Source organism: Microbacterium sp. ProA8 (assembly GCF_039905635.1).
GTDB classification, from domain to species: Bacteria; Actinomycetota; Actinomycetes; order Actinomycetales; family Microbacteriaceae; genus Microbacterium; species Microbacterium chionoecetis.
Genome location: NZ_CP157000.1, coordinates 2,519,298 through 2,538,068, shown reverse-complemented (window position 1 = coordinate 2,538,068; position 18,771 = coordinate 2,519,298). Strand labels below are relative to the sequence as shown.

Here is an 18,771-nt window from a genome sequence, read left to right as displayed (position 1 = left end):
GCCTCATCGACCGAAGCGGGCGATCAGCCGGATCACTGTCGGCAGCCCGCGAGAAGTCGCCGGCCTTCCCGTCAGACTCTCGAGCAGGGGGGTCCCGTGGCCTTCACCCTGGACGTCGTTGCGGACCAGAGCCCAGCCTTGCCCGGCATCGACGATGGAGCAGCGATGCTCGGTGGCGCAGCTCACCACCCGGACATCGTCCCGATCGATGATCGTGTCGCTATGCAGCGTGAGCTCGAAGCGGGGCGGCTCCGGCGTGGCGCCGTGCTCGTCGACCACCGCACGAAGCTCTGACCACGGGATCCACAGGATCTCACGGTCGTAGCCCGACCTCACCGCGATGGCGTCAGCCGCCTGCTCGACGACGGCCGACGGTGCGTCGGAATCGAACACGATCGTGCCGTTGCTCTGGAAGGTCTGGGCGTCGGAGCAACCGGCGTCCGCGAAGCCGGCCAGGATGTCGGCGGTCGCGGGGTGCCCGCGTTGACCCTGGTTGACATTCCGCATGAAGGCGACGCAGCGCATACCCCGAGAGTAGGGCGACCGGCCGACAGCATCACGCCCAGGGCAGTCGCGTCGATTCGACGATGTAGATGCCGATCGCGATCAGCAGCGCGCCGGCCGCCATACCGCCCATCAGCCACGCCAGCCGACGGTTCGTGTGTTTGTCGGCGCCGCCGCGGCGCGCGACGAGGAACATCACCAGCCACATCACGATCACGAAGACGATGCCGACGATAGGCAGCACGAGCTGGATCTGGAAGGCGAAGCAGTAGAGCACGATGGCCACGACGGCCAGCACACCCGCCGGGAGTGTCCACCGCGACGTCGCGCCGGCCTGCAGAGCCGGCTGAGCGCCCACATCCGTCGGGATCACCGGCGGCTGCTCATCGGGCACCTGCATCGGTCCGTGCGCATCTCGCTTCGGGTCGGTCATCGCGTCCTCCTCTGCGTAGACGATCAGCCTGGCGCAGCGGACGCGCTCCTGCTCCCGGGTTGACAACGCGCCGCCGATGCTTGCCGGCTCGGGGCTTCGGCACCGGCGCCGACGTGCCCTCGCTGCCGACTGCGGCGCGCGGACCTCAGGGAGTGCCCGCGCCGTCGCCCGGCGGCTCGGCGATATCGAGGATCGCTTCGGCGAACGCATGCGGGGCCTCGGCGGGAAGGTGGTGTCCGGCGTCCGGAACGCGTCGGTGCCGCCGCGGACCGGTGAAGAAGCGGTCGTGCTGCGATCCGTCCGTGGCGGGGAAATTGCCGTCGGCCGTGCCATCGAGCGTGATCGTGGGCACGGTGATCGACGGCAGTGCGGCGAGGCGACGTTCGAGGTCGACGTACGCAGGCGCCCCGGGCTCGAGACCGAGGCGATGGCGATACGAGTGGATGACCACGTCGACATAGTCGGGGTTGTCGAAGGCGGCGGCGGTTCGGTCCAGGGTGGCGGCGTCGTAGGCCCAGGCGGGGGAGTTGCGGCGCCAGATCACGTCGGCGATGCCCCGCGCGTCGCGGGAGAGGCCGGCGCGCCCGCGCTCGGTCGCGAAGTACCAGAAGTACCAGAATCCGGCTTCGAGAGGCGGAGTGAGCGGGATGCCGGCTGCCGAGATGTCCTGGATCAGGTAGCCGTTCACCGACACCAGCCCGCCCACGCGCTCGGGCCACAGTGCGGCGACGACGCAGGCGGCGCGCGCGCCCCAGTCGTAGCCGGCGAGGATCGGCTGCTCGAGGGCCAGGGCGTCGATGAACGCGAGCAGGTCGGCACCGAGCGCGGCCTGCTGACCGGAGCGGATGCTGCGCGTGTCGCGGAACGACGTGGAGCCGTGCCCCCGGAGGGACGGGACGAGCACGCGGAAGCCGGCATCCGTCAGCAGCGGCAGCACGTCGACGTAGCTGTGGATGTCGTACGGGAACCCGTGGAGGAGCACGACCGGCTCGGCGGCGGGATCGCCCGCGTCGATGTACGCGACGGACAGTTCGCCGGCGTCGACGGTGCGCAGCGGGGTGGAAAAGGAAGTGCTCGACATGTGTGCTCCCCGGAACTCGGACCGTGAACCCTGCGGTTGTGAACTACGACCGGGCGGGCGGCGGTGTTGTGACATATGCCCGGATGAGTCCGGCGTGCCCCCTGCCGCCGGCTTTTCTGCACATCTTCGGAATTCGTGTCACAGATGGCTGGGGCATCCGGTCTCAGCTGGTGACGCGCGTGCCCACGCGCGGTGAAGCAGAGAGGGGTCGTCATGCGCATCGCGGTCATCGGGGGGACGGGACTCATCGGCTCGAGGGTCGTCGCGGCACTCGCGGCCACAGGGCACGACGTCGTCGTGGTGGCGCGCGCGGTCGGCGTCGACTCGTTCACGGGAGAAGGCCTCGAGCAGGCCCTCGAGGCAGTCGAGACCATCGTCGACGTGTCGAACTCGTCGTACACCGACGAGGCGGGCGCCCGCGAGTTCTTCTCGGGCTCGACGCTCAACCTGCTCACGTACGGCGCCGCCGCCGGGGTGCGCCACCACGTCGTGCTGTCGGTCGTCGGCACCGACCGGCTCGCCCGCTCCGAGGGCGGCTACTTCCAGGCCAAAGCCGAGCAGGAGCGCCTGCTGACGGCATCCGGTCGCCCCTTCTCGATCGTGCATGCCACGCAGTTCTTCGAATTCATCCGCAGCATCACGGATGCCGCCACCCGCAGCGGCATCGCACACCTGGCGGATGCTCTGATCCAGCCCATGGCCGCCGACGATGTGGCCGCCGCTGTCGCACGGGCCGCTCTCGCGCGCCCGACCGGTGCGATCACGGAGCACGCCGGGCCCGAAGTGTTCGAACTCGGCTTCCTCGCCCAGCGCGAGCTCCGGTTCCGCCGCGACGAGCGCGAGGTCGTCGCCGACCCGCTCGCGACCTACTTCGGGGCGCAGCTCGACCGCTGGGAACTGCTGCCCGCGCCCGGCGCGACCATCGCGCCGACGCGATTCCACGACTGGCAGGTGATGCCGCGCGAGAGCGACGCGGCGCTTCTCCCTTCCGCCGCGGGCGTACGCTGAGCGCGGCGAACGGAGCGGCAGCCGGAATGGGCGATACCACACGGCTTGGAAACGAGCAGGACGACATCACGCTGGCGCTCGCCGTCTTCGACGAGCACCGGCGTCGGATCTTCGGCATCGCGTACCGCATGCTCGGCACCGTGGCCGACGCCGAAGACATCGTGCAAGAGACGTGGATCCGCTGGCAGAACGCCGATCGCGTCGACATCCGCGAGCCGGGCGCCTTCCTCGCGACGGTCGCCACGCGGCTCTCGATCAACGCGACCCAGTCCGCGCACGCCCGCCGCGAAACCTACATCGGCCCGTGGCTGCCGGAGCCGGTCAACACCGACGCCGACCCGGCCCTGGGCGCCGAGCGGGGCGAGGCGCTGCAGTTCGCCATCCTCCTCGTGCTCGAGAAGCTGACGCCGACCGAGCGCGCCGCGTACATCCTGCGCGAAGCGCTCGATTACCCGTATGAGCGCATCGCCGACGTCATCGGCGCCACCGTGGCGAGCGCGCGTCAGCTGGTCAGCCGTGCGCGCAAGCACCTGGAGTCGGCGCGCAAAGCGGAAGTGGCGGCCAGCGCGCAGCGGCGGCTGCTCGAGGCGTTCCTCGTCGCCGCGCAGAAAGGCGACGTGAGCGCCCTCGAGCGGTTGTTCGCCGAGGACGTGGTGAGCACCACCGACGGCAACGGCGTCAAGCTCGCCGCGCGCATCCCGGTCGCCGGACGCAGTCGCGTCGCCAAGTTCGTCGCCGCGTTCTCGAGTCACTTCTGGATCGGCAAGACGATCGGATGGGCCGAACTCAACGGACAGCCTGCAGCGACCGTCTCGGAAGATGGGGTCGTCACGACCGTCGCGATGATCACGGCGTCGGATGACGGCATCCGTCAGATCCACTGGATCATGAGCCCCGGCAAGCTCGGCCATGTCGCTCCGGTGGGGGCGTGACCCGGCGGCACCGCGCGTCGTGGCTGCACTTCTCACCGCGGAGCTCGCAGTCGAGCGCCGTGCAGCATGACCGCGTGGCGAAGGCGCTCGTCGCGGCTGCGGCTTCCGCAGATCCGCGCGCCGTGGGGCGGATCCTGCACCCCGGCGTCGAGCTCACCGTCGACGCCGGCGGCAAGGTGCCCGCGCCGCGATCGGCGCTGAGCGGTGCGTCCGAGGTGGGTCGCTACCTCTCCGGTGTGCTGCTGGATCCGGCGGCGACGCTGCGTGTCGCGTCGGTGAACGGGATGTCCGGGGTCGTCGTGTGCCGCGGCGGGAAGGTGACCGGGATCCTCGGCATCCGTCTCCGGCGCCGCCGGATCGTGCAGGCGTGGCTCGTCGTCAACCCCGACAAGCTCACGGGTTGGGACGTGGAGTGAGTGTGGCGCCGAACCAGCACCCGCCCTGCGGGCGCGCCGTCACAGATCCGGCGGCTGTCCTGTCGTAGCTGGTGAGCGCACCTCCCCGCGCTCCCTGAACGAAAGGCTCATCATGGCAAAGATCGTCGTCATCGGCGGCTCCGGACTGATCGGCTCGAAGGTCGTCGCGAAGCTCACCGACCACGGGCACGAGGCCGTCCCGGCATCGCCGAACTCCGGCGTCAACACGATCACCGGCGAGGGCCTTGCGGACGCGCTACAGGGGGCGGACGTCGTCGTCGATGTGTCGAACTCGCCGTCGTTCGCGCCGGACGACGTGATGGAGTTCTTCACGACCTCGACGAAGAACCTCATCGCCGCTGCACGCGATGCCGGCGTGGGGCACTACGTCGCCCTCACCGTGGTCGGCACGAACCGCCCGAACACCATCTCGTACTTCGCGGCGAAGACGGCTCAGGAGGAGCTGATCCGCGAGTCGGGCATCCCGTACTCGATCGTCCACGCGACGCAGTTCTTCGAGTTCATCACCGGCATCGCGGCCGTCTCGACCAACGGTGACGCGCTGCACCTTCCGGGGAACCTCGTTCAGCCGATCGCGGCGGAGGATGTCGCCACCGCCGTCGCCCGTACTGCGGCCGGTGCGCCGCTCAATGCGGATGTGGAGATCGCCGGCCCCGAGGTCATGGGGCTCGACGAGATGGTGCGGCGCGGGCTCACCTTCCGCGGCGACCAGCGCGAGGTCGTGACCGATCCGGATGCGCCGTACTTCGGCGCGCGGATGGAGGAGCGGACACTGATGCCGGTGGACGGTGCGCAGCACTTCGAGACGACTCTGGAGGAGTGGCTTCCGGCGAACCCGCCGCGGGGCTGACGGGCGGCGGGGGCCCGGTCGCGCCACTCGGCGCCCCGGGCCCCCTTGTCATGTGCGGCCGCGAGCCCACCGCTCGACGATCCGGTCGGGGAGGATCGCTTTAGGATGGGCCACGTCCCAGACTCCACCCGGAAGGCCGCGATGACTGCTGGCACGCTCACCCACCTCGACGCCGGCGCCGTCATCCCCTTCGGCGGCGACCGCTTCACCACGGTCCCTGCCGACCTGGCCGCCGCGTTCCAGCCCGGCGATCACCTCCACGTCGTGCAGACCACGGGTGCTCTGCTCCACGTGCCGGCGGCGGTGCGGGACGCCGTCGAACAGCAGGTGGATGCGGCCGTCGCGGCGTTCGAACGGCTCCGGGCGGCCGAGTGCGGGCCGGTGCACGCCTTCTATGTCGCGTTCGCCGACGCGCTGGCTGACGACGACGTCTGGTCACGCATCACCGAGGCGAACGCGGCCGACGTCGCGCGTGCGGAGTCGCTGGGCCGATCGACGACCCGCCTTCGCGTGTCCGATCGCATGCGGCAGGACATGATCGACGGACTGCGCGGCTGGGCGGCGCACGTCCAGAGCGCGCCGGCGAGTGACGTCGTCTCTCGTGTCGAGCACGACGACTGGGTCGTCGAGACCGTCACCGCACCACTCGGCGTGATCGCGTTCGTGTTCGAGGGGCGCCCCAACGTCTTCGCCGACGCCGCCGGCGTGCTCGCCACCGGCAACACCGCCGTCCTGCGCATCGGGGGTGACGCGCTCGGGACGGCACAAGCCATCGAGGAGCACGCGCTGAGCCCCGCGCTGGAGAGCTCCGGCATGCCTGACGGTGCCGTCAGCCTCGTCCCGGTGCGCGAACGCTCAGCCGGATGGGCGCTCTTCAGCGATGCGCGTCTGGCGCTCGCCGTCGTGCGCGGTTCCGGCTCGGCGGTGACCGAGCTGAGCAGCGTCGCTCGGCAGAGCGGCATCCCTGTCAGCTCTCATGGCACCGGCGGCGCCTGGCTGATCGCCGACGGCACGGCCGACCCGCACCGCCTGTCCGGCGTCGTGCGGAACTCGCTCGATCGCAAGGTGTGCAACACCCTCAACGTCGCCGCCGTGGTCCGCGAGCGGGCCGACGAATTCGTCCCGTTGGTACTGGCCGCCGCAGACGAGGCGGCCGCGGCCCGCGGCGGCGTCGCGCGCGTCCATGTGGTCAACGGAAGCGAGTCCTGGCTGCCGGGCACCGACTTCGACCGCTCGATCGAGGTGCGCCGCGCCGAGGGAGTGGTCCTCGAGCCCCGTGCGACGCTGCTCGACGCCGAGCAGCTCGGCACGGAGTGGGAGTGGGAGGACACCCCCGAGCTGAGCATCGTCGTGGTCGAGGACGCCGACGAGGCCGTACGCCTCTTCAACGACTACAGCCCGCAGTTCGTCGCGGCGCTGATCTCGGAGGACCCGGCTGCGCAGGCGCGGTTCCGAGAGACCGTGAACGCGCCGTTCGCCGGCGACGGCTTCACGCGCTGGGCCGACGGGCAGTACGCGCTGCGTCAGCCGGAGCTGGGCCTGTCGAACTGGCAGAACGGGCGTCTCCTCGGCCGTGCGGGCATCCTCACAGGGGCAGACCTCACCACCCGCCGGATCTTCGCCCGACACGAGAACGGCGAGCAGCACCGCTGAGCCGGCGCACCGCCGCCGATCACCGCCCCGCGGTGATCTCCTGGGTCCCGATCACCGAGAGCAGCTGCAGCCGTTCGTAGCTCTCGGTGCCCGGCGTCGCGGTGAGCACGAGGAGGGTCTGACCCTGCTCGGGATCGATCAGGAACTGGCACTGCATCTGCATCACGCCGACCTCGGGGTGCTGCAGCAGCTTCTCGCGCGAGTGGGTTCCGCGCACCTCGTGCTCCTGCCACAACTCCGCGAACTCCGGACTCTCGGCCAGCAGAGCCTCGACCATCGCGCCGGCGCGCGACCGTGCGCCGAACTTCGCGTACGCCGTGCGGATATCGGCGGTGAATGCCCGTGAGTGCAGGGGATGGTCGTCGGCGGGGTAGACATCGCGCGCCCGGGGATCCATGAACCACCGGTAGCCGACGCTGCGCATGTAGCCGTCGAAGCGGGTCTCGTCGCCGAACAGCGCCCGCGCAGCGGGCGTCTGCGCGAGCGTCTCACCGAGCTCGGTCATGACCTGCGCGGGGGTGTCGGCGAGCCGGTCGAGCACGCGCATGAGACCCGGCGAGACGTGCTCGCTGCGCAGCGCGCGCGTCGGCGCCGTATGGCCGGCGAGCCGGAACAGGTGGTCGCGCTCATCGAGCGTGAGCCGCAGGCCGCGGGCGATCGCGGCCAGCATCTGCTCAGACGGCTGCGGACCGCGCGACTGCTCGAGCCGGCTGTAGTAGTCGACGGACATGTCGCAGAGGGCGGCCACCTCCTCCCGGCGCAGACCCGAGGTGCGGCGCCGAGAACCCCGCCGCAGCCCCACATCCTCCGGCTGCAGCGCGGCTCGGCGGCGGCGCAGGAAGTCGGCCAGCTGAGCTCTGTCCATCACCCGAGTCTGCGGCATCCGTCATTCCTCAGCCAGGGATCCGAGATCCCTCCCTCGGCCCGGCCGCTCACGCGGGTACGCGGACGCCGGTCGACTGCTCCGAAAGTTCCCAGGTCCGCCGGGCATCGGCCTCACTCCGCAGGCGCGAGTACACCGGCTGCTCCGCCGGCAGCCCGCCCAGATGACGAGGGCCCCTCGGTCCGTAGAGGTGGCCGCCCTGTGCGTTGGGGCTCGTCGCCGCATACACCGCGGACAGGGCCGCCGACGACGGAGTGCCGACCAGGATGCCGAGCCGCGACAGCGTGCGGATCACCTTGACTGCCGTGGTGTCGTCGGGGCGGCCCATCCCGGGCTGCGCCGAGAGGAGGTTGGTGGGCGTGATGCCGGGATGGGAGAGGTTGCTGCGGATACCCCAGCCCGCGGCATCCGATCGCCGTTGCAGTTCCATCGCGAAGAGGCCGAACGCGATCTTCGACGAGCTGTACGCCTTCATCGGGTCGTACCCGTGCTCCCAGTTGAGGTCGTCCCAGTTCACCGCGCCCTGATCCGCCGCGATGCTGACCTGGCTGGTCACGTGTGCGCGTCCTTCACGCAGGAGCGGCAGCAGTCGAGCGACGAGTGCGAAATGCCCAAGGTGGTTGGTCGCGAGCTGCAGCTCGAACCCGTCGGCGGAGAGCTGCCGTGTCGGCGGGTTCATCACTCCGGCATTCGCGATGAGGATGTCGATCGGCCGACCCTCGCCCGAAACCTGCTCGGCGAGCGCGGCCACCGATTCGAGCGACGACAGATCCAGCGGCAGGACACGGATGACGGCATCCGGAGTCCGCTCACGGATCAGCGCGGCCGCGGCCTCGCCCTTCTGCGTATTGCGGACCGGCATGAGGATGTCGGCGCCGGCTCGCGCCAGGCGCGCGGCGATCTCGAACCCGACGCCGTCGCTCGCGCCGGTGACGAGGGCGTGCTTTCCGGTGAGATCGGGAACGGGGATGTCGAGGATCTTCGGCATGAGGGCGGCTCCTTGTTCGATGGGAATGCCTCCATGCTGTGGGGAGCGCGGCGGGGGATTCAGGGCGCGCTCATCCGGGGATTGAGGATCCCTGGATGTCGCAGCGTGCGTGGCTTCCTCCTCCGCGCCGTCCGGTTCACCTCGGCGTTCAACAGGTCAACCGCGGTTGCCCAGGACGATGAAACGATTCGATCTCCTGTGGAAGGCCGGTTGACCTGTGGACGGGGGGGCGAGCGCCGCGTTCGGCGGCTCACGGGTGTGGTCGCAGGCCCCGGAAGCGGTCGCCCGGGGGGCGCGGCTGTTCGCTAGGCGGCGCGGGTGTGGTCGGTGACGGTGATCCGACCGCGGACGAACGGCAGCGCGGGAGCCCTGTAGAGGAGTGCGGGCGGATGCCCCGGCTCGAGGGCGAACTCGGCCTGACCGAACCGCCACATGCGGTTGAAGAGGAACACCCCGACCACGACCGTCTGATCGGCCGGAACCTGCCACGTGCCGAGGCCCCACTGCACCGGCTGGCCACGGCCCGCGATCACGAGCGTCGGCCTCACGCGGGCGTAGAGCGCGAACCAGGGCCGGTGCAGCGTCAGCTCGATGCGGCGCGTGGCGGTGCCGGTGGTGCTCATGCGGATCCCGTCCTGAATGCGCCTGCGCGCCTGCTGTCGTCGCTGTCTTGCGTGCGCATCCCCGGGCGCCTCTCGTGGTTCGCTCCCAGGCTAACCGCCGCTGGGCCCGGCGCAGACCGCGGGCACCGCACCGACAGCCGATATGCGAGGGGGAATGCGTTCGGGGGATGCTGGGCTGTAACACCGAGTGGCTGCGCTCCCGCCGGCCATGAATCTCGTAAGGAGCACCACCGTGCGCGCACTCATCCACTCCACCTTCGGCGACGCGACCGAGGTTCTCGAGGTTGCGGAGCGACCGCTCCCCGAACCGGCGGCCGGTCAGGTGCGGGTGCGCACCGTGCTCTCGCCGATCCACAACCACGACCTGTGGACGATCCGCGGCACGTATGGCTTCAAGCCCGAATTGCCGGCCGGCTCCGGCACCGAGGCGTACGGCGTCGTCGACGCTCTCGGCGAGGGCGTCGACTCGCTGCAGGTGGGGCAGCGTGTGGCCACCGGCGGTACCTTCGGCGTGTGGAGCGAGTACTTCGTCGCCAAGGCGGCGGGGCTCGTCCCCGTTCCGGACAGCATCGACGACGAGACGGCCGCACAGCTCATCTCCATGCCCTTCAGTGCGCTGAGCCTGCTCGACTTCCTCGACGTGAAGCCGGGTGACTGGATCGTGCAGAACACCGCCAACGGCGCCGTCGGCAAACTGGTGGCGCAGTTCGCCGCCGCCCGCGGCGTGCACGTGCTGGGCCTCGTGCGGCGCGATGCCGGCGTCGAGGAGCTGGCCGGGCTCGGCATCCATGATGTCGTCTCGACCGAGTCCGACGGCTGGCGCGAGCGCGTCGCGGACATCCTGGGCGAGAACGCGCCGCGGGCAGCCGTGGACTCGGTCGGCGGCACGGCGGCCGGCGACCTGCTGTCACTCCTCGGCGAGGGCGGCACGCTCGTGTCGTTCGGCTCGATGGCGTCGAGCACTCTGAAGCTGTCGGCGGGCGACTTGATCTTCAAGCAGGCGACCGTGAAGGGCTTCTGGGGCAGCACGGTGAGCCGGACGATGGATGCCGCCGCCCGCGGTGCGCTGTTCGCCGAGCTGGTGCAGCGCATCGGGTCGGGCGAGGTGAGACTCCCCGTGGACGCGGTCTACCCCTTCGAGGAGGCCAGGGCCGCCGCAGCAGCGAGCGCCGTCCCAGGACGAGCCGGCAAGGTGCTGCTCCGCTTCTGACGTCGCGCCCTGGGCCTTCAGATCCCCGCAGCCCGCCGCGGCGCGGGCGGCGGGGGGACTTCCTTGGCGGCGATGATCGCGCCGCGCGGGATGCGCTCGACGCCGCGCTTGCCGTCGACGACGACGGTCTCGGCATCCGCGCTCAGCAGTTCGCCGAGCGCATCCGTCGCCTGCCCGCTCGGCAGCAGGTACCGCACGACCACCCGGTGACCCGGTTCGGGCAGGTTCACCATGCGCCGGGGGCGTAGTCCTTGAGGAACACGCCGAACAGGTCTTCGCCCGCCTCGCCGCGCACGATCGGGTCGTAGACGCGCGCGGCGCCGTCGACGAGGTCGAGGGGTGCGTGGAAGCCCTCCTCGGCGAGCCGCACCTTGGTCGGGTGCGGGCGCTCGTCGGTGATCCAGCCGGTGTCGACGCTCGTCATCAGGATGCGGTCGGTCTCGAACAGCTCGCGGGCGCTCGTGCGCGTGAGCATGTTGACGGCGGCCTTGGCCATGTTGGTGTGCGGATGCCCCGGACCCTTGTACCCGCGGTTGAAGACGCCCTCCATCGCGCTCACGTTGACGATGTACGTGCGACGGGCGCTGCTCGCAGCCATGGACGGACGCAGCTTCGAGACGAGCAGGAACGGCGCCGTCGTGTTGGCCAGCTGCACCTCGAGCATCTCGAGCGGGTCGACCTCGTCGACGCTCTGCACCCACGAGTTGGAGTGGTCCAGGTCGGGGATGAGGCCGCCGGCGTCGATCGCGGTACCTGCGGCGAGGCGCTCGAGCGAGCTGGACCCCGCGGCCATGGCCTGCTCGGTGAGCTCGTCGGCGCGGGCGGCGGCCGCAGCGAGGATCGGATGGGCGGTGACCGAACGCTCCAGCGCCTGGGGGTGGCGGTCGTTGGTGTGGCCGAACGTGATCAGCTCGGGCAGCGGTCCGTCAGGGAGCGGCGCCAGCTCGGCGTCCACGAGTGGCTGATAGGCGCCGGGGGAGCGGCGCACCGTCTGGGTGGCGTTGTTGATGAGGATGTCGAGGGGGCCGGCGGCGGCGACATCCTCCGCCAAGCCGATCACCTGCGCGGGATCACGCAGGTCGATGCCGACCACCTTGAGGCGGTCGATCCACTCGGGAGCATCGGGCAGGCTGCTGAAGCGGCGCACGGCGTCGCGCGGGAACCGGGTGGTGATCGTCGTGTGGGCGCCGTCGCGCAGCAGACGCAGCGCGATGTACATGCCGATCTTGGCGCGACCGCCGGTGAGCAGCGCGCGCTTGCCCGTGAGGTCGGTGCGGGCCTCGCGCTTGGCGTGGCTCATCGCCGCGCACGTGGGGCACAGCTGGTGGTAGAAGGCGTCGACCACCGTGTACGGCTGCTTGCAGATGTAGCAGCCGCGCGCCTTGATCAGGGTGCCCGCGGTGGGCGCGGTCGTCGCGGTGGAGATCGGGATGCCGCGCGTCTCGTCGTCGATCCGGTCGGGCGCTCCGGTGGCCGTGGCCGCGACGACAGCGCGGTCTGCCTCGGCGATCGCCTCGCGGATCTCGCGACGGCGAACCTTCTTCACGGCCTTGAACATGGCAGCGGTCGCGCGCCGGACGGCCACGAAGTCGGGGTGCGTCTCGTCGAGCCCCGCCATGTTGTCGAGCACGCGCAGAGTGGTCGCGAGGTCGTCCGGGTCGATGCCGCTCGGCGGCAGGTCGGAAGGGATGGCGGAATCGGGAAGCACACGTGATTCTACGCCGGGCCGAATGCGCGGTACCTGTTAGCGTGCCATCGTGACCACCTCGGACGCCGCCCCGACCCGCACCCGCAGCATCCATGTCTCCGCCGCGGTCATCGTGAACGAGCGCGGCGAGCTGCTGCTGGTGCGCAAGGCCGGCACGACGGCGTTCATGCAGCCGGGCGGCAAGCCCGAACCGGGGGAGTCGCCGAGCCAGACGCTGAGCCGCGAGCTGCTCGAGGAGCTCGGCCTCTCCGTCGATGCCGAGCAGCTGCGTCCTCTCGGCTCCTACACCGCCGCCGCAGCGAACGAGCCGGGCTTCCTCGTGGTGGCCGATGTCTTCGCGACCGACATCGGAGCCCAGCAGCCGGTCATCGGGGCGGAGATCGAAGAGCTGCGGTGGATCACGCGGGCGGACGCCGAGCATCTCGAGATCGCGCCGCTCGCGCGCGAGTACTTCCTGCCGCGCTGAGCCGCCCGACGCCGCCCGGGTCAGGCGGCGGTCTGGGTGTGGATGTCGGTCTCGAAGCTCGTCGCGTTGAGGTCGAGGTACATCCGCCGCTCGGTGATCGAGACGGTCATGGTGTTGCGGCGCGCGAGCACAGCGGTGACGGCGTCGACGAAGCCGGGGTCGAAGCTGTTCAGCAGGATCTCGTCGCCGCGGTGGATCCGCTTACCGGCCCACGGTGCCGCGACCTTCCCCGGATCACGGTGCGTGTAGACCCGAGTGCGCTCGGCCTGCATGCTGCCGGTGTGCAGCCGCGCGGCATCCGGAGCCCCCACTTCGATCCAGGCGACGAGGGCACCTGTGAGGTCGCGTACGAGCACCGCGGGCTCGTCGGTGGCCGAGACGCCCTCGCTGAAGGCGATGCCCTCCTCGTACTCGAGGCAGTACGCCAGCACGCGGGTCAGCATGAAGGCGTCGGTCTCGGACGGATGCCGCGCCACGCGCACCGACAGGTCCTCGTAGACGCCCCGATCGACGTCGGCCAGCTGGATGTCGAAGGTGTACATCGTCACGCCGATCGCCATAGCGTTCGAGCCTACGCCGTCCGCGCGCGGTTCCATCGCCCTGCGCGGTCGCCCATCGCCCGCAGCGGCTCCGGCACCGGTGTTACAGTCGGCGGATGCCGGACTGGGCGATCGCCGTTCTCTCGGTGCTCGCGGGAGTGCTGGTGCTCTGGGCGGCGCTGCTGCTGATCCTGTGGGTGCAGGCCCGTCGCGCCGGGCGCGACGTGAACTGGCGTCAGATCATGCGGCTGGTCGCCGATGTCGTGGTGCTGCTGCGCCGGCTGGTCGCCGATCCCGAGGTACCCCGCGGGACGCGGTGGTGGCTGGGCGGGCTGCTCGTATACCTGCTGCTGCCGATCGATCTGGTGCCGGACTTCATCCCGGTGCTCGGGTACGCCGACGACGCCATCATCGTCGCGATCGCGCTGCGCTACACGATCCGCACGGCCGGGCGGCCGGCGATCGAGCGGCATTGGCCGGGCACACCTCAGGGACTCGAGAGCCTGCTCACGCTGGTGGGCGTGCGCTGAGCCCTTGAGGCGGTGCGCCGCGCGACGTGATCGCCGCTTCGTGCGGCGGAGGTCGTGTCAGCCCTTCGGCCACTCGATCAGCAGCAGGCCCTGCTTCGTGTCGGCCACCGTCACCTGCCCGTTCGCGAAGAGGTACGTCATGCCGTAGCCCTCGGCATCCGTCGCGATCGCCGTGTCGGCGCTTTCGGTGACGTAGAGGCCCTCAGGAGCCTCTTCGGGCACCCAGCCCTGGGCGATGAGCTCCTCCTGGGCGTCGGCGGCCTCGTCTTCCGAGAGCGCCGCCCAGCCGAACATCTGCCCGTGGTCACCGGCAGGACCCTCGAAGTCGGCCCACATGCACTGGAGGCCGCCCTCGACCTCGGTGCTGCCGATGTAGAGGGGCGACGCCTGCGAGGTCCAGCCGAGGCTCTCGAAGTCCGCGACCACCGATTCGCCGATGATCGTCTCGCACGTCGGGTCTTCGACGGCTGCGGGCTCGGGTTCCGGGGTCGCCGAGGGCTCGGGAGCGGCGGTCGTCGGCGTCGCCGCGTTGCCCGTCTCTTCTGGGGCGGCCTCAGGCGTGCCGGCGCACGCCGAGAGGAGAACCGCGGACAGGACGAGGGCGGCAGCGGTGCCGAGGATGCGGGGGGCAGGCATCGGGAGTCTCCGTGGGGGATAGGAGGCGGTCGGGGTGGGATGGGGCGAGCGGAGCGAAGGTCAGGAGGAGTGGAGCAGGTCGAGATACGCGTCGTGGAGCACGCGGTTCGTCGCGAGGGAGGAGCCTTCCGACAGCGAGTCGCGGCCGTCGAACGACGTGAACCTGCCGCCCGCCTCGGTCACAATGGGCGCGAGCGCGGCGATGTCGTACTCCTTCACGCCGAACTCGGCGACGAATTCGAGGCGCCCCTCGGCCAGCAGCATGTACGGCCACGCGTCGCCGTACCCGCGGTCGCGCCACACAGACGACGTCAGACGCTCGAGGGCGCCGAGTTTGCCGGCATCCCGCCACTGCCCGATGCTCTGGAAGCTCACGCTGGATTCGGCGATCGCATCCACCGTCGACACGCGGAGGCGTCGTGCCTCGCCAGATGGCGTGTTGGTCCAGGCGCCCAGGCCCGTGGCGGCCCACCAGCGCCGGCCGATCGCCGGCTGGCTGGCCACGCCGACGCGCGGCACCCCGTCGATCGCGAGGGCGATGAGCGTCGTCCACATCGGGATGCCCTTGAGGTAGTTCGCCGTGCCGTCGATCGGGTCGATGATCCACTGCCGGTTCGAATCGCCCGTGACGCCGTACTCCTCGCCGAAGATGCCGTCAGCGGGACGCTCCGTCTCGAGCACAGCACGGAGAGCCCGCTCGGTGGCGAGATCGGCCTCGGTGACGTGAGTGCTGTCGGCCTTCACCTGGATGTCGAGATCCTCGACGTCGAAGCGGGACATGGATGCCGCATCCGCCGCGTCGGCGAGCCGCAGAGCGAGCTCGAGATCGGCGCGAAGGTCTCCCTCGAACGGCGTGTCGAACGTCGCTGCGGGGAGAGGGGTGGTCACAGGATCCAGGATAGCGGCGGCACTCCCGTCTCGATTTCACGAGACGCGATCGTGATGCTAATGTTGGTCCTCGGTTCGCCTCGTTGTGAACTACGCACCTCTAGCTCAATCGGCAGAGCAACTGACTCTTAATCAGTGGGTTCTGGGTTCAAGTCCCAGGGGGTGCACCACGAGAAGGGCGGTCCTCACGGACCGCCCTTCTGCTGTTTCCGAGGCGTGCGCTGCGACGGGCGTCCGCGTCAGGCGGCGTCGCCGACGAGCACGGCTGCGGCCTCGTCGGCGGCATCCGCTTCACGCTCGTCGATGCGGGCGAGCGCACGGCGGCCGAAGAGGATCGTCGCGGTGGCGATGACGACGGATGCCGCGGCGAAGACGTACGGCACGGTCGGTCCGTAGAGGTGCCAGAGCAGCGCGGCGACCGGGGGAGCGGCGGCGCCGCCGAGGAACCGCACCGCGGAGTACGACGACGACGCGACCGAGCGAGGGAGGTCGGTGGCCTCCATGACGGATTCCGTCAGCACGGTGTTCATGACGCCGAGCAGCAGCCCGCCGACGATGATGCACACGACGAGTGCGGCGGCATCCTCGACGAGGAGTCCCGCGGCGATCAGGTCGATGGCGAGCAGCGGGAGTGTGATCAGCATGACGGTCGTGCGCGCCAGGTGGCGCATCATCAGCGGCGCCACCCACACGCTCGTGATGGCGAGGGCGACGCCCCAGCCGAAGAACGTGAAGCCGATGCCCATCGCGCCGAACCCGAGCGGGAACGGAGAGAACGCCAGCAGCACGAAGAAGCCGATGTTGTAGAACAGCGCGGTGACGGCCAGCACGGCGAGCGACGGCGTGCGCAGCGCCGTGAACGGCGCCGACAGCGGCACGGGCGCGGGCTTCTCGCTCGGTCCGCGCAGGAGCACGAGCACCGCCAGGAACGCGATCGCCATGAGCACGACGACGCCGAAGAACGGACCGCGCCAGCTCACTTCGCCGAGGAGCCCGCCGAGAAGCGGACCGATCGCGATGCCGAGGCCGAGAGCCGCCTCGTACAGGACGATGGCCGCCCCGCTGCCGCCGGACGCGGCGCCGACGATGGTCGCGAGCGCGGTCGAGATGAACAGCGCATTGCCGAGGCCCCAGCCGGCACGGAACCCGATGATCGCGTCGACGCTGCCGCTGAGCGCGCACAGCAGCGCGAACACGACGATGAGACCGAGTCCGATGAGCAGGGTCGCCTTCGCGCCGATGCGACTCGAGATCCAGCTGGTGACGAGCATCGCGAGGCCGGTGACGAGCAGATAACTCGTGAACAGCAGTTCGGTCTGCACCGGGCTCGCCTGCAGCGACTCGGCGATCGCCGGGAGGATCGGGTCGACGAGGCCGATTCCCATGAAGGCGACGACGCACGCGAATGCGACCGCCCACACCTGGGCCGGCTGACGCCAGACTGAACCCGCGCTGTGGCCGTGAGCGCTCATCGGATCGCCTCCGCGGTCGCGGTGACGTCGCCGCGAGTGCGATCGAGCTTTCGTGTGAGGACGGCGGCCGTCGTGCGCAGTGCTTCCCACTCTTCGGGCTCGAGGTCGTCGAAGTGCGGCGCCAGGGCGGCGGTCAGCTGCAGCATCCAGGTCTGGAGTGCCTCGAGACCCAGCGCGGTCGCCTCGACGACCGTCGCACGCGAGTCCGCGGCATCCGTCGTCTTCACCACCAGGCCCTGGTCGGCCATCTGGCCGACCAGGCGTGTCATGCCCGGCTGCGTCACACGGCTGAGTCGCGCGAGCTCGCCGATGCGCAGTGCGCCGTGGCCGCGCAGGATCGTGAGCGTGCGCCACTGTGCGGCGGGGGCGTCGTTCGCGGTTTCGAGCGCGGCGACGCGGGTGAGTGCGTGCGCGGCGACGATGAGGGTCTCGATGTCTTGGTCGTGGGTCACGGAGTAAGCATACCGTTGGTATATATCACAGGTATGCAATGTCAGATCGTCCCGATTGGGTAACGACGTGGCACGGGCAGCGCTCCTGACTTGCGCGGACGCCACGCGCTTGCCTAGATTGCAAGAACCTGAATCGGATCTCATGTTTGAGACGAAGCATCGATTCGAGGCACCAGATCCTTCCAATGGGGAAAGGCACGCACATGCGGGTTACGAAGAAGTTGCTCCTGGGCTCCGTGGTCGTCACGGCAGCGCTGGCCCTGGCGGCATGCGCGCCGTCGGCCGAACCGAGCGGTGAGGCCACGGACGGCGGCGGGCTCGAAGAGGTGACCGTCGGCATCGTCACGAGCGAGTCCGGTCCACTCGCCGGCTACGGCAAGCAGTACCTCGACGGCTTCGAGGCCGGGCTCGACTACGCCACCGACGGCACGGGCGAGATCGACGGCACGACGATCACCATCGAGAACCGCGACGACGCGGGCGACCCCGACAAGGCGGTCACCGCCGTGAAGGAGCTCATCGGCGAGGGCGTGAACATCATCGCCGGCACGGCATCGTCCGGCGTCGCGCTCGCCGTCGCCGAGCAGGCCGAGCAGAACAAGGTGCTCTACATCTCGGGGCCCGCCGCTGCTGACGCCGTCACCGGCATCAACGACTACACGTTCCGCTCCGGGCGCCAGAGCGCGCAGGACGTCGCCACCGCGGGCACCTTCCTCGAGGACATCGAAGGCAAGACCGTGACGGTGTTCGCGCAGGACAACGCGTTCGGCCAGGGCAACGTCGCCGCCGTCGAGGCGATCCTCGGCGGCAAGGGTGCGACGGTCAACTCCGTGCTCGTCGCCGAGGACGCCACCGAGTTCACGCCGTTCGCGCAGCAGGTGCTCGCCGGCAGCCCCGACCTCGTCTTCGTGGCGTGGGCAGGCGCCACCTCGGGTGCGATGTGGCAGGCGATGAGCCAGCAGGGCGTGCTCGACGAGATCCCGGTCGTCACCGGCCTCGGCGACTCCGCGACGTTCGGCGCCTACGGCGAGGCATCCGAGAAGATCAATTTCCTCAACCACTACTTCCCGGGCGCGTCCGACAACGACGTGAACACCGCGATGGTCGAGGCGATCGAGGAGGCCGGCGGCACCCCCGACCTGTTCAGCCCCGACGGGTTCAACGCGGCCATCATGATCGTCCAGGCCATCAAGGAGGGGCAGGGTGACGTCGACGCGATGGTCTCCGCGCTCGAAGGCTTCGAGTTCGAGGGGCCGAAGGGCGCGATGACGGTGCGCGAGAGCGACCACGCCCTCATCCAGGAGATGTACCAGGCGAAGCTCGTCGCTCAGGACGGCACGTTCGTGCCCGAGCTGGTCGACACGGTCTCCGCGGACGACGTCGCGCCGGCCGAAGCCGAGTAGCACCGCCGTCCCGAGCACCGGCGTGATCGAGCGCAGCGAGACGCACGGCGCGACAGCGCGTTCCGTCGGCTCGCT

At 70.2% G+C, this 18,771-nt stretch carries 22 protein-coding genes and 1 tRNA gene; 10 read left to right on the top strand and 13 right to left on the bottom strand.

The window, feature by feature from the left end; genetic code table 11:
- Positions 1-3 precede the first annotated feature (3 nt).
- The 3 genes from ABG085_RS11335 to ABG085_RS11325 all read right to left on the bottom strand — a co-directional run bounded on the left by ABG085_RS11335 (position 4) and on the right by ABG085_RS11325 (position 2,018).
- A complete protein-coding gene (locus ABG085_RS11335) occupies positions 4-525 on the bottom strand; it encodes a DUF1697 domain-containing protein (RefSeq protein WP_347975847.1) in 522 nt (173 codons plus the stop codon).
- Between the two features lie 31 nt (positions 526-556).
- Entirely contained in the window at positions 557-937 is a 381-nt protein-coding gene (locus tag ABG085_RS11330) for a hypothetical protein (RefSeq protein WP_347975846.1), read from the bottom strand.
- 145 nt (positions 938-1,082) lie between these two features.
- Positions 1,083-2,018, bottom strand: a complete 936-nt coding sequence (locus ABG085_RS11325) for an alpha/beta hydrolase (protein ID WP_347975845.1) — start codon at positions 2,016-2,018, stop codon at positions 1,083-1,085.
- A gap of 213 nt (positions 2,019-2,231) precedes the next feature.
- Between ABG085_RS11325 and ABG085_RS11320 the strand changes: the two genes are divergently transcribed.
- The 5 genes from ABG085_RS11320 (at position 2,232) to ABG085_RS11300 (ending at position 6,898) form a co-directional block, all read left to right on the top strand.
- On the top strand, positions 2,232-3,026 hold the full coding sequence (locus ABG085_RS11320) for an NmrA family NAD(P)-binding protein (RefSeq protein WP_347975844.1): 795 nt from the start codon (positions 2,232-2,234) through the stop codon (positions 3,024-3,026).
- Positions 3,027-3,052: 26 nt separating this feature from the next.
- On the top strand, positions 3,053-3,958 hold the full coding sequence (locus ABG085_RS11315; RefSeq protein ID WP_347975843.1) for an RNA polymerase sigma-70 factor: 906 nt from the start codon (positions 3,053-3,055) through the stop codon (positions 3,956-3,958).
- Positions 3,955-4,374 carry a hypothetical protein gene (locus tag ABG085_RS11310; protein ID WP_347975841.1) on the top strand — a complete coding sequence of 140 codons (420 nt, stop codon included), beginning with the start codon at positions 3,955-3,957 and terminating at the stop codon, positions 4,372-4,374. Before ABG085_RS11315 ends, ABG085_RS11310 begins: the two co-directional genes overlap by 4 nt.
- Before the next feature lie 112 nt (positions 4,375-4,486).
- Entirely contained in the window at positions 4,487-5,245 is a 759-nt protein-coding gene (locus ABG085_RS11305; protein WP_347975840.1) for an NmrA family NAD(P)-binding protein, read from the top strand.
- Positions 5,246-5,386: 141 nt separating this feature from the next.
- Complete coding sequence (locus ABG085_RS11300) at positions 5,387-6,898, top strand: aldehyde dehydrogenase family protein (RefSeq protein ID WP_347975839.1); 1,512 nt, start codon at positions 5,387-5,389, stop codon at positions 6,896-6,898.
- A 19-nt stretch (positions 6,899-6,917) separates the two neighbouring features.
- Here the strand turns inward: ABG085_RS11300 and ABG085_RS11295 are convergent, their stop codons facing one another.
- From ABG085_RS11295 to ABG085_RS11285, 3 genes are all read right to left on the bottom strand, one after another.
- Positions 6,918-7,763 carry a helix-turn-helix transcriptional regulator gene (locus tag ABG085_RS11295; RefSeq protein WP_347979176.1) on the bottom strand — a complete coding sequence of 282 codons (846 nt, stop codon included), beginning with the start codon at positions 7,761-7,763 and terminating at the stop codon, positions 6,918-6,920.
- Between the two features lie 67 nt (positions 7,764-7,830).
- Positions 7,831-8,769 carry an SDR family oxidoreductase gene (locus ABG085_RS11290; RefSeq protein ID WP_347975838.1) on the bottom strand — a complete coding sequence of 313 codons (939 nt, stop codon included), beginning with the start codon at positions 8,767-8,769 and terminating at the stop codon, positions 7,831-7,833.
- Positions 8,770-9,074: 305 nt separating this feature from the next.
- Positions 9,075-9,392 carry a hypothetical protein gene (locus tag ABG085_RS11285; protein ID WP_347975837.1) on the bottom strand — a complete coding sequence of 106 codons (318 nt, stop codon included), beginning with the start codon at positions 9,390-9,392 and terminating at the stop codon, positions 9,075-9,077.
- Between the two features lie 232 nt (positions 9,393-9,624).
- Between ABG085_RS11285 and ABG085_RS11280 the strand changes: the two genes are divergently transcribed.
- Complete coding sequence (locus ABG085_RS11280) at positions 9,625-10,602, top strand: zinc-binding dehydrogenase (RefSeq protein WP_347975836.1); 978 nt, start codon at positions 9,625-9,627, stop codon at positions 10,600-10,602.
- A 17-nt stretch (positions 10,603-10,619) separates the two neighbouring features.
- Here the strand turns inward: ABG085_RS11280 and ABG085_RS11275 are convergent, their stop codons facing one another.
- The gene (locus tag ABG085_RS11275; RefSeq protein WP_347975835.1) at positions 10,620-10,835 is read right to left on the bottom strand and encodes a hypothetical protein; all 216 of its coding nucleotides are present in this window, start codon (positions 10,833-10,835) and stop codon (positions 10,620-10,622) included.
- Entirely contained in the window at positions 10,829-12,310 is a 1,482-nt protein-coding gene (locus tag ABG085_RS11270; RefSeq protein WP_347975834.1) for an SDR family NAD(P)-dependent oxidoreductase, read from the bottom strand. Before ABG085_RS11270 ends, ABG085_RS11275 begins: the two co-directional genes overlap by 7 nt.
- Before the next feature lie 49 nt (positions 12,311-12,359).
- On the opposite strand from ABG085_RS11270, the gene ABG085_RS11265 reads away from it, so the two are divergent.
- Positions 12,360-12,776, top strand: coding sequence for an NUDIX domain-containing protein (locus ABG085_RS11265; RefSeq protein ID WP_347975833.1), 417 nt, complete (start codon positions 12,360-12,362; stop codon positions 12,774-12,776).
- A gap of 20 nt (positions 12,777-12,796) precedes the next feature.
- On the opposite strand, the gene ABG085_RS11260 is transcribed toward ABG085_RS11265, so the two are convergent.
- Positions 12,797-13,336 (bottom strand): YaeQ family protein, encoded by a 540-nt coding sequence (locus ABG085_RS11260; protein ID WP_347975832.1) that lies wholly within the window; start codon positions 13,334-13,336, stop codon positions 12,797-12,799.
- Positions 13,337-13,431: 95 nt separating this feature from the next.
- Here ABG085_RS11260 and ABG085_RS11255 point away from each other — a divergent pair, with 95 nt between their 5' ends.
- A complete protein-coding gene (locus ABG085_RS11255) occupies positions 13,432-13,845 on the top strand; it encodes a DUF1232 domain-containing protein (protein ID WP_347975831.1) in 414 nt (137 codons plus the stop codon).
- A gap of 57 nt (positions 13,846-13,902) precedes the next feature.
- Here the strand turns inward: ABG085_RS11255 and ABG085_RS11250 are convergent, their stop codons facing one another.
- Entirely contained in the window at positions 13,903-14,481 is a 579-nt protein-coding gene (locus ABG085_RS11250; protein WP_347975830.1) for a hypothetical protein, read from the bottom strand.
- Between the two features lie 60 nt (positions 14,482-14,541).
- The gene (locus tag ABG085_RS11245) at positions 14,542-15,369 is read right to left on the bottom strand and encodes an inositol monophosphatase family protein (protein ID WP_347975829.1); all 828 of its coding nucleotides are present in this window, start codon (positions 15,367-15,369) and stop codon (positions 14,542-14,544) included.
- Between the two features lie 94 nt (positions 15,370-15,463).
- Between ABG085_RS11245 and ABG085_RS11240 the strand changes: the two genes are divergently transcribed.
- Positions 15,464-15,539 (top strand) — tRNA-Lys (locus ABG085_RS11240).
- 69 nt (positions 15,540-15,608) lie between these two features.
- On the opposite strand, the gene ABG085_RS11235 is transcribed toward ABG085_RS11240, so the two are convergent.
- Entirely contained in the window at positions 15,609-16,841 is a 1,233-nt protein-coding gene (locus ABG085_RS11235; RefSeq protein WP_347975828.1) for an MFS transporter, read from the bottom strand.
- A complete protein-coding gene (locus ABG085_RS11230) occupies positions 16,838-17,293 on the bottom strand; it encodes a MarR family transcriptional regulator (RefSeq protein WP_347975827.1) in 456 nt (151 codons plus the stop codon). Before ABG085_RS11230 ends, ABG085_RS11235 begins: the two co-directional genes overlap by 4 nt.
- Positions 17,294-17,496: 203 nt before the next feature.
- On the opposite strand from ABG085_RS11230, the gene ABG085_RS11225 reads away from it, so the two are divergent.
- Positions 17,497-18,696, top strand: a complete 1,200-nt coding sequence (locus tag ABG085_RS11225) for a substrate-binding domain-containing protein (protein ID WP_347975826.1) — start codon at positions 17,497-17,499, stop codon at positions 18,694-18,696.
- The last annotated feature ends 75 nt before the right edge of the window (positions 18,697-18,771 follow it).

Bases quoted from the DNA above. Each gene is read 5' to 3' on its own strand.
- ABG085_RS11325 (WP_347975845.1), bottom strand. From the start codon at position 2,018: ATGTCGAGCACTTCCTTTTCCACCCCGCTGCGCACCGTCGACGCCGGC.
- ABG085_RS11315 (WP_347975843.1), top strand. From the start codon at position 3,053: ATGGGCGATACCACACGGCTTGGAAACGAGCAGGACGACATCACGCTG.
- ABG085_RS11260 (WP_347975832.1), bottom strand. From the start codon at position 13,336: ATGGCGATCGGCGTGACGATGTACACCTTCGACATCCAGCTGGCCGAC.
- ABG085_RS11235 (WP_347975828.1), bottom strand. From the start codon at position 16,841: ATGAGCGCTCACGGCCACAGCGCGGGTTCAGTCTGGCGTCAGCCGGCC.
- ABG085_RS11250 (WP_347975830.1), bottom strand. From the start codon at position 14,481: ATGCCTGCCCCCCGCATCCTCGGCACCGCTGCCGCCCTCGTCCTGTCC.
- ABG085_RS11295 (WP_347979176.1), bottom strand. From the start codon at position 7,763: ATGGACAGAGCTCAGCTGGCCGACTTCCTGCGCCGCCGCCGAGCCGCG.
- ABG085_RS11300 (WP_347975839.1), top strand. From the start codon at position 5,387: ATGACTGCTGGCACGCTCACCCACCTCGACGCCGGCGCCGTCATCCCC.
- ABG085_RS11275 (WP_347975835.1), bottom strand. From the start codon at position 10,835: ATGGTGAACCTGCCCGAACCGGGTCACCGGGTGGTCGTGCGGTACCTG.
- ABG085_RS11225 (WP_347975826.1), top strand. From the start codon at position 17,497: ATGCGGGTTACGAAGAAGTTGCTCCTGGGCTCCGTGGTCGTCACGGCA.
- ABG085_RS11305 (WP_347975840.1), top strand. From the start codon at position 4,487: ATGGCAAAGATCGTCGTCATCGGCGGCTCCGGACTGATCGGCTCGAAG.
- ABG085_RS11330 (WP_347975846.1), bottom strand. From the start codon at position 937: ATGACCGACCCGAAGCGAGATGCGCACGGACCGATGCAGGTGCCCGAT.
- ABG085_RS11290 (WP_347975838.1), bottom strand. From the start codon at position 8,769: ATGCCGAAGATCCTCGACATCCCCGTTCCCGATCTCACCGGAAAGCAC.
- ABG085_RS11335 (WP_347975847.1), bottom strand. From the start codon at position 525: ATGCGCTGCGTCGCCTTCATGCGGAATGTCAACCAGGGTCAACGCGGG.
- ABG085_RS11320 (WP_347975844.1), top strand. From the start codon at position 2,232: ATGCGCATCGCGGTCATCGGGGGGACGGGACTCATCGGCTCGAGGGTC.
- ABG085_RS11285 (WP_347975837.1), bottom strand. From the start codon at position 9,392: ATGAGCACCACCGGCACCGCCACGCGCCGCATCGAGCTGACGCTGCAC.
- ABG085_RS11255 (WP_347975831.1), top strand. From the start codon at position 13,432: ATGCCGGACTGGGCGATCGCCGTTCTCTCGGTGCTCGCGGGAGTGCTG.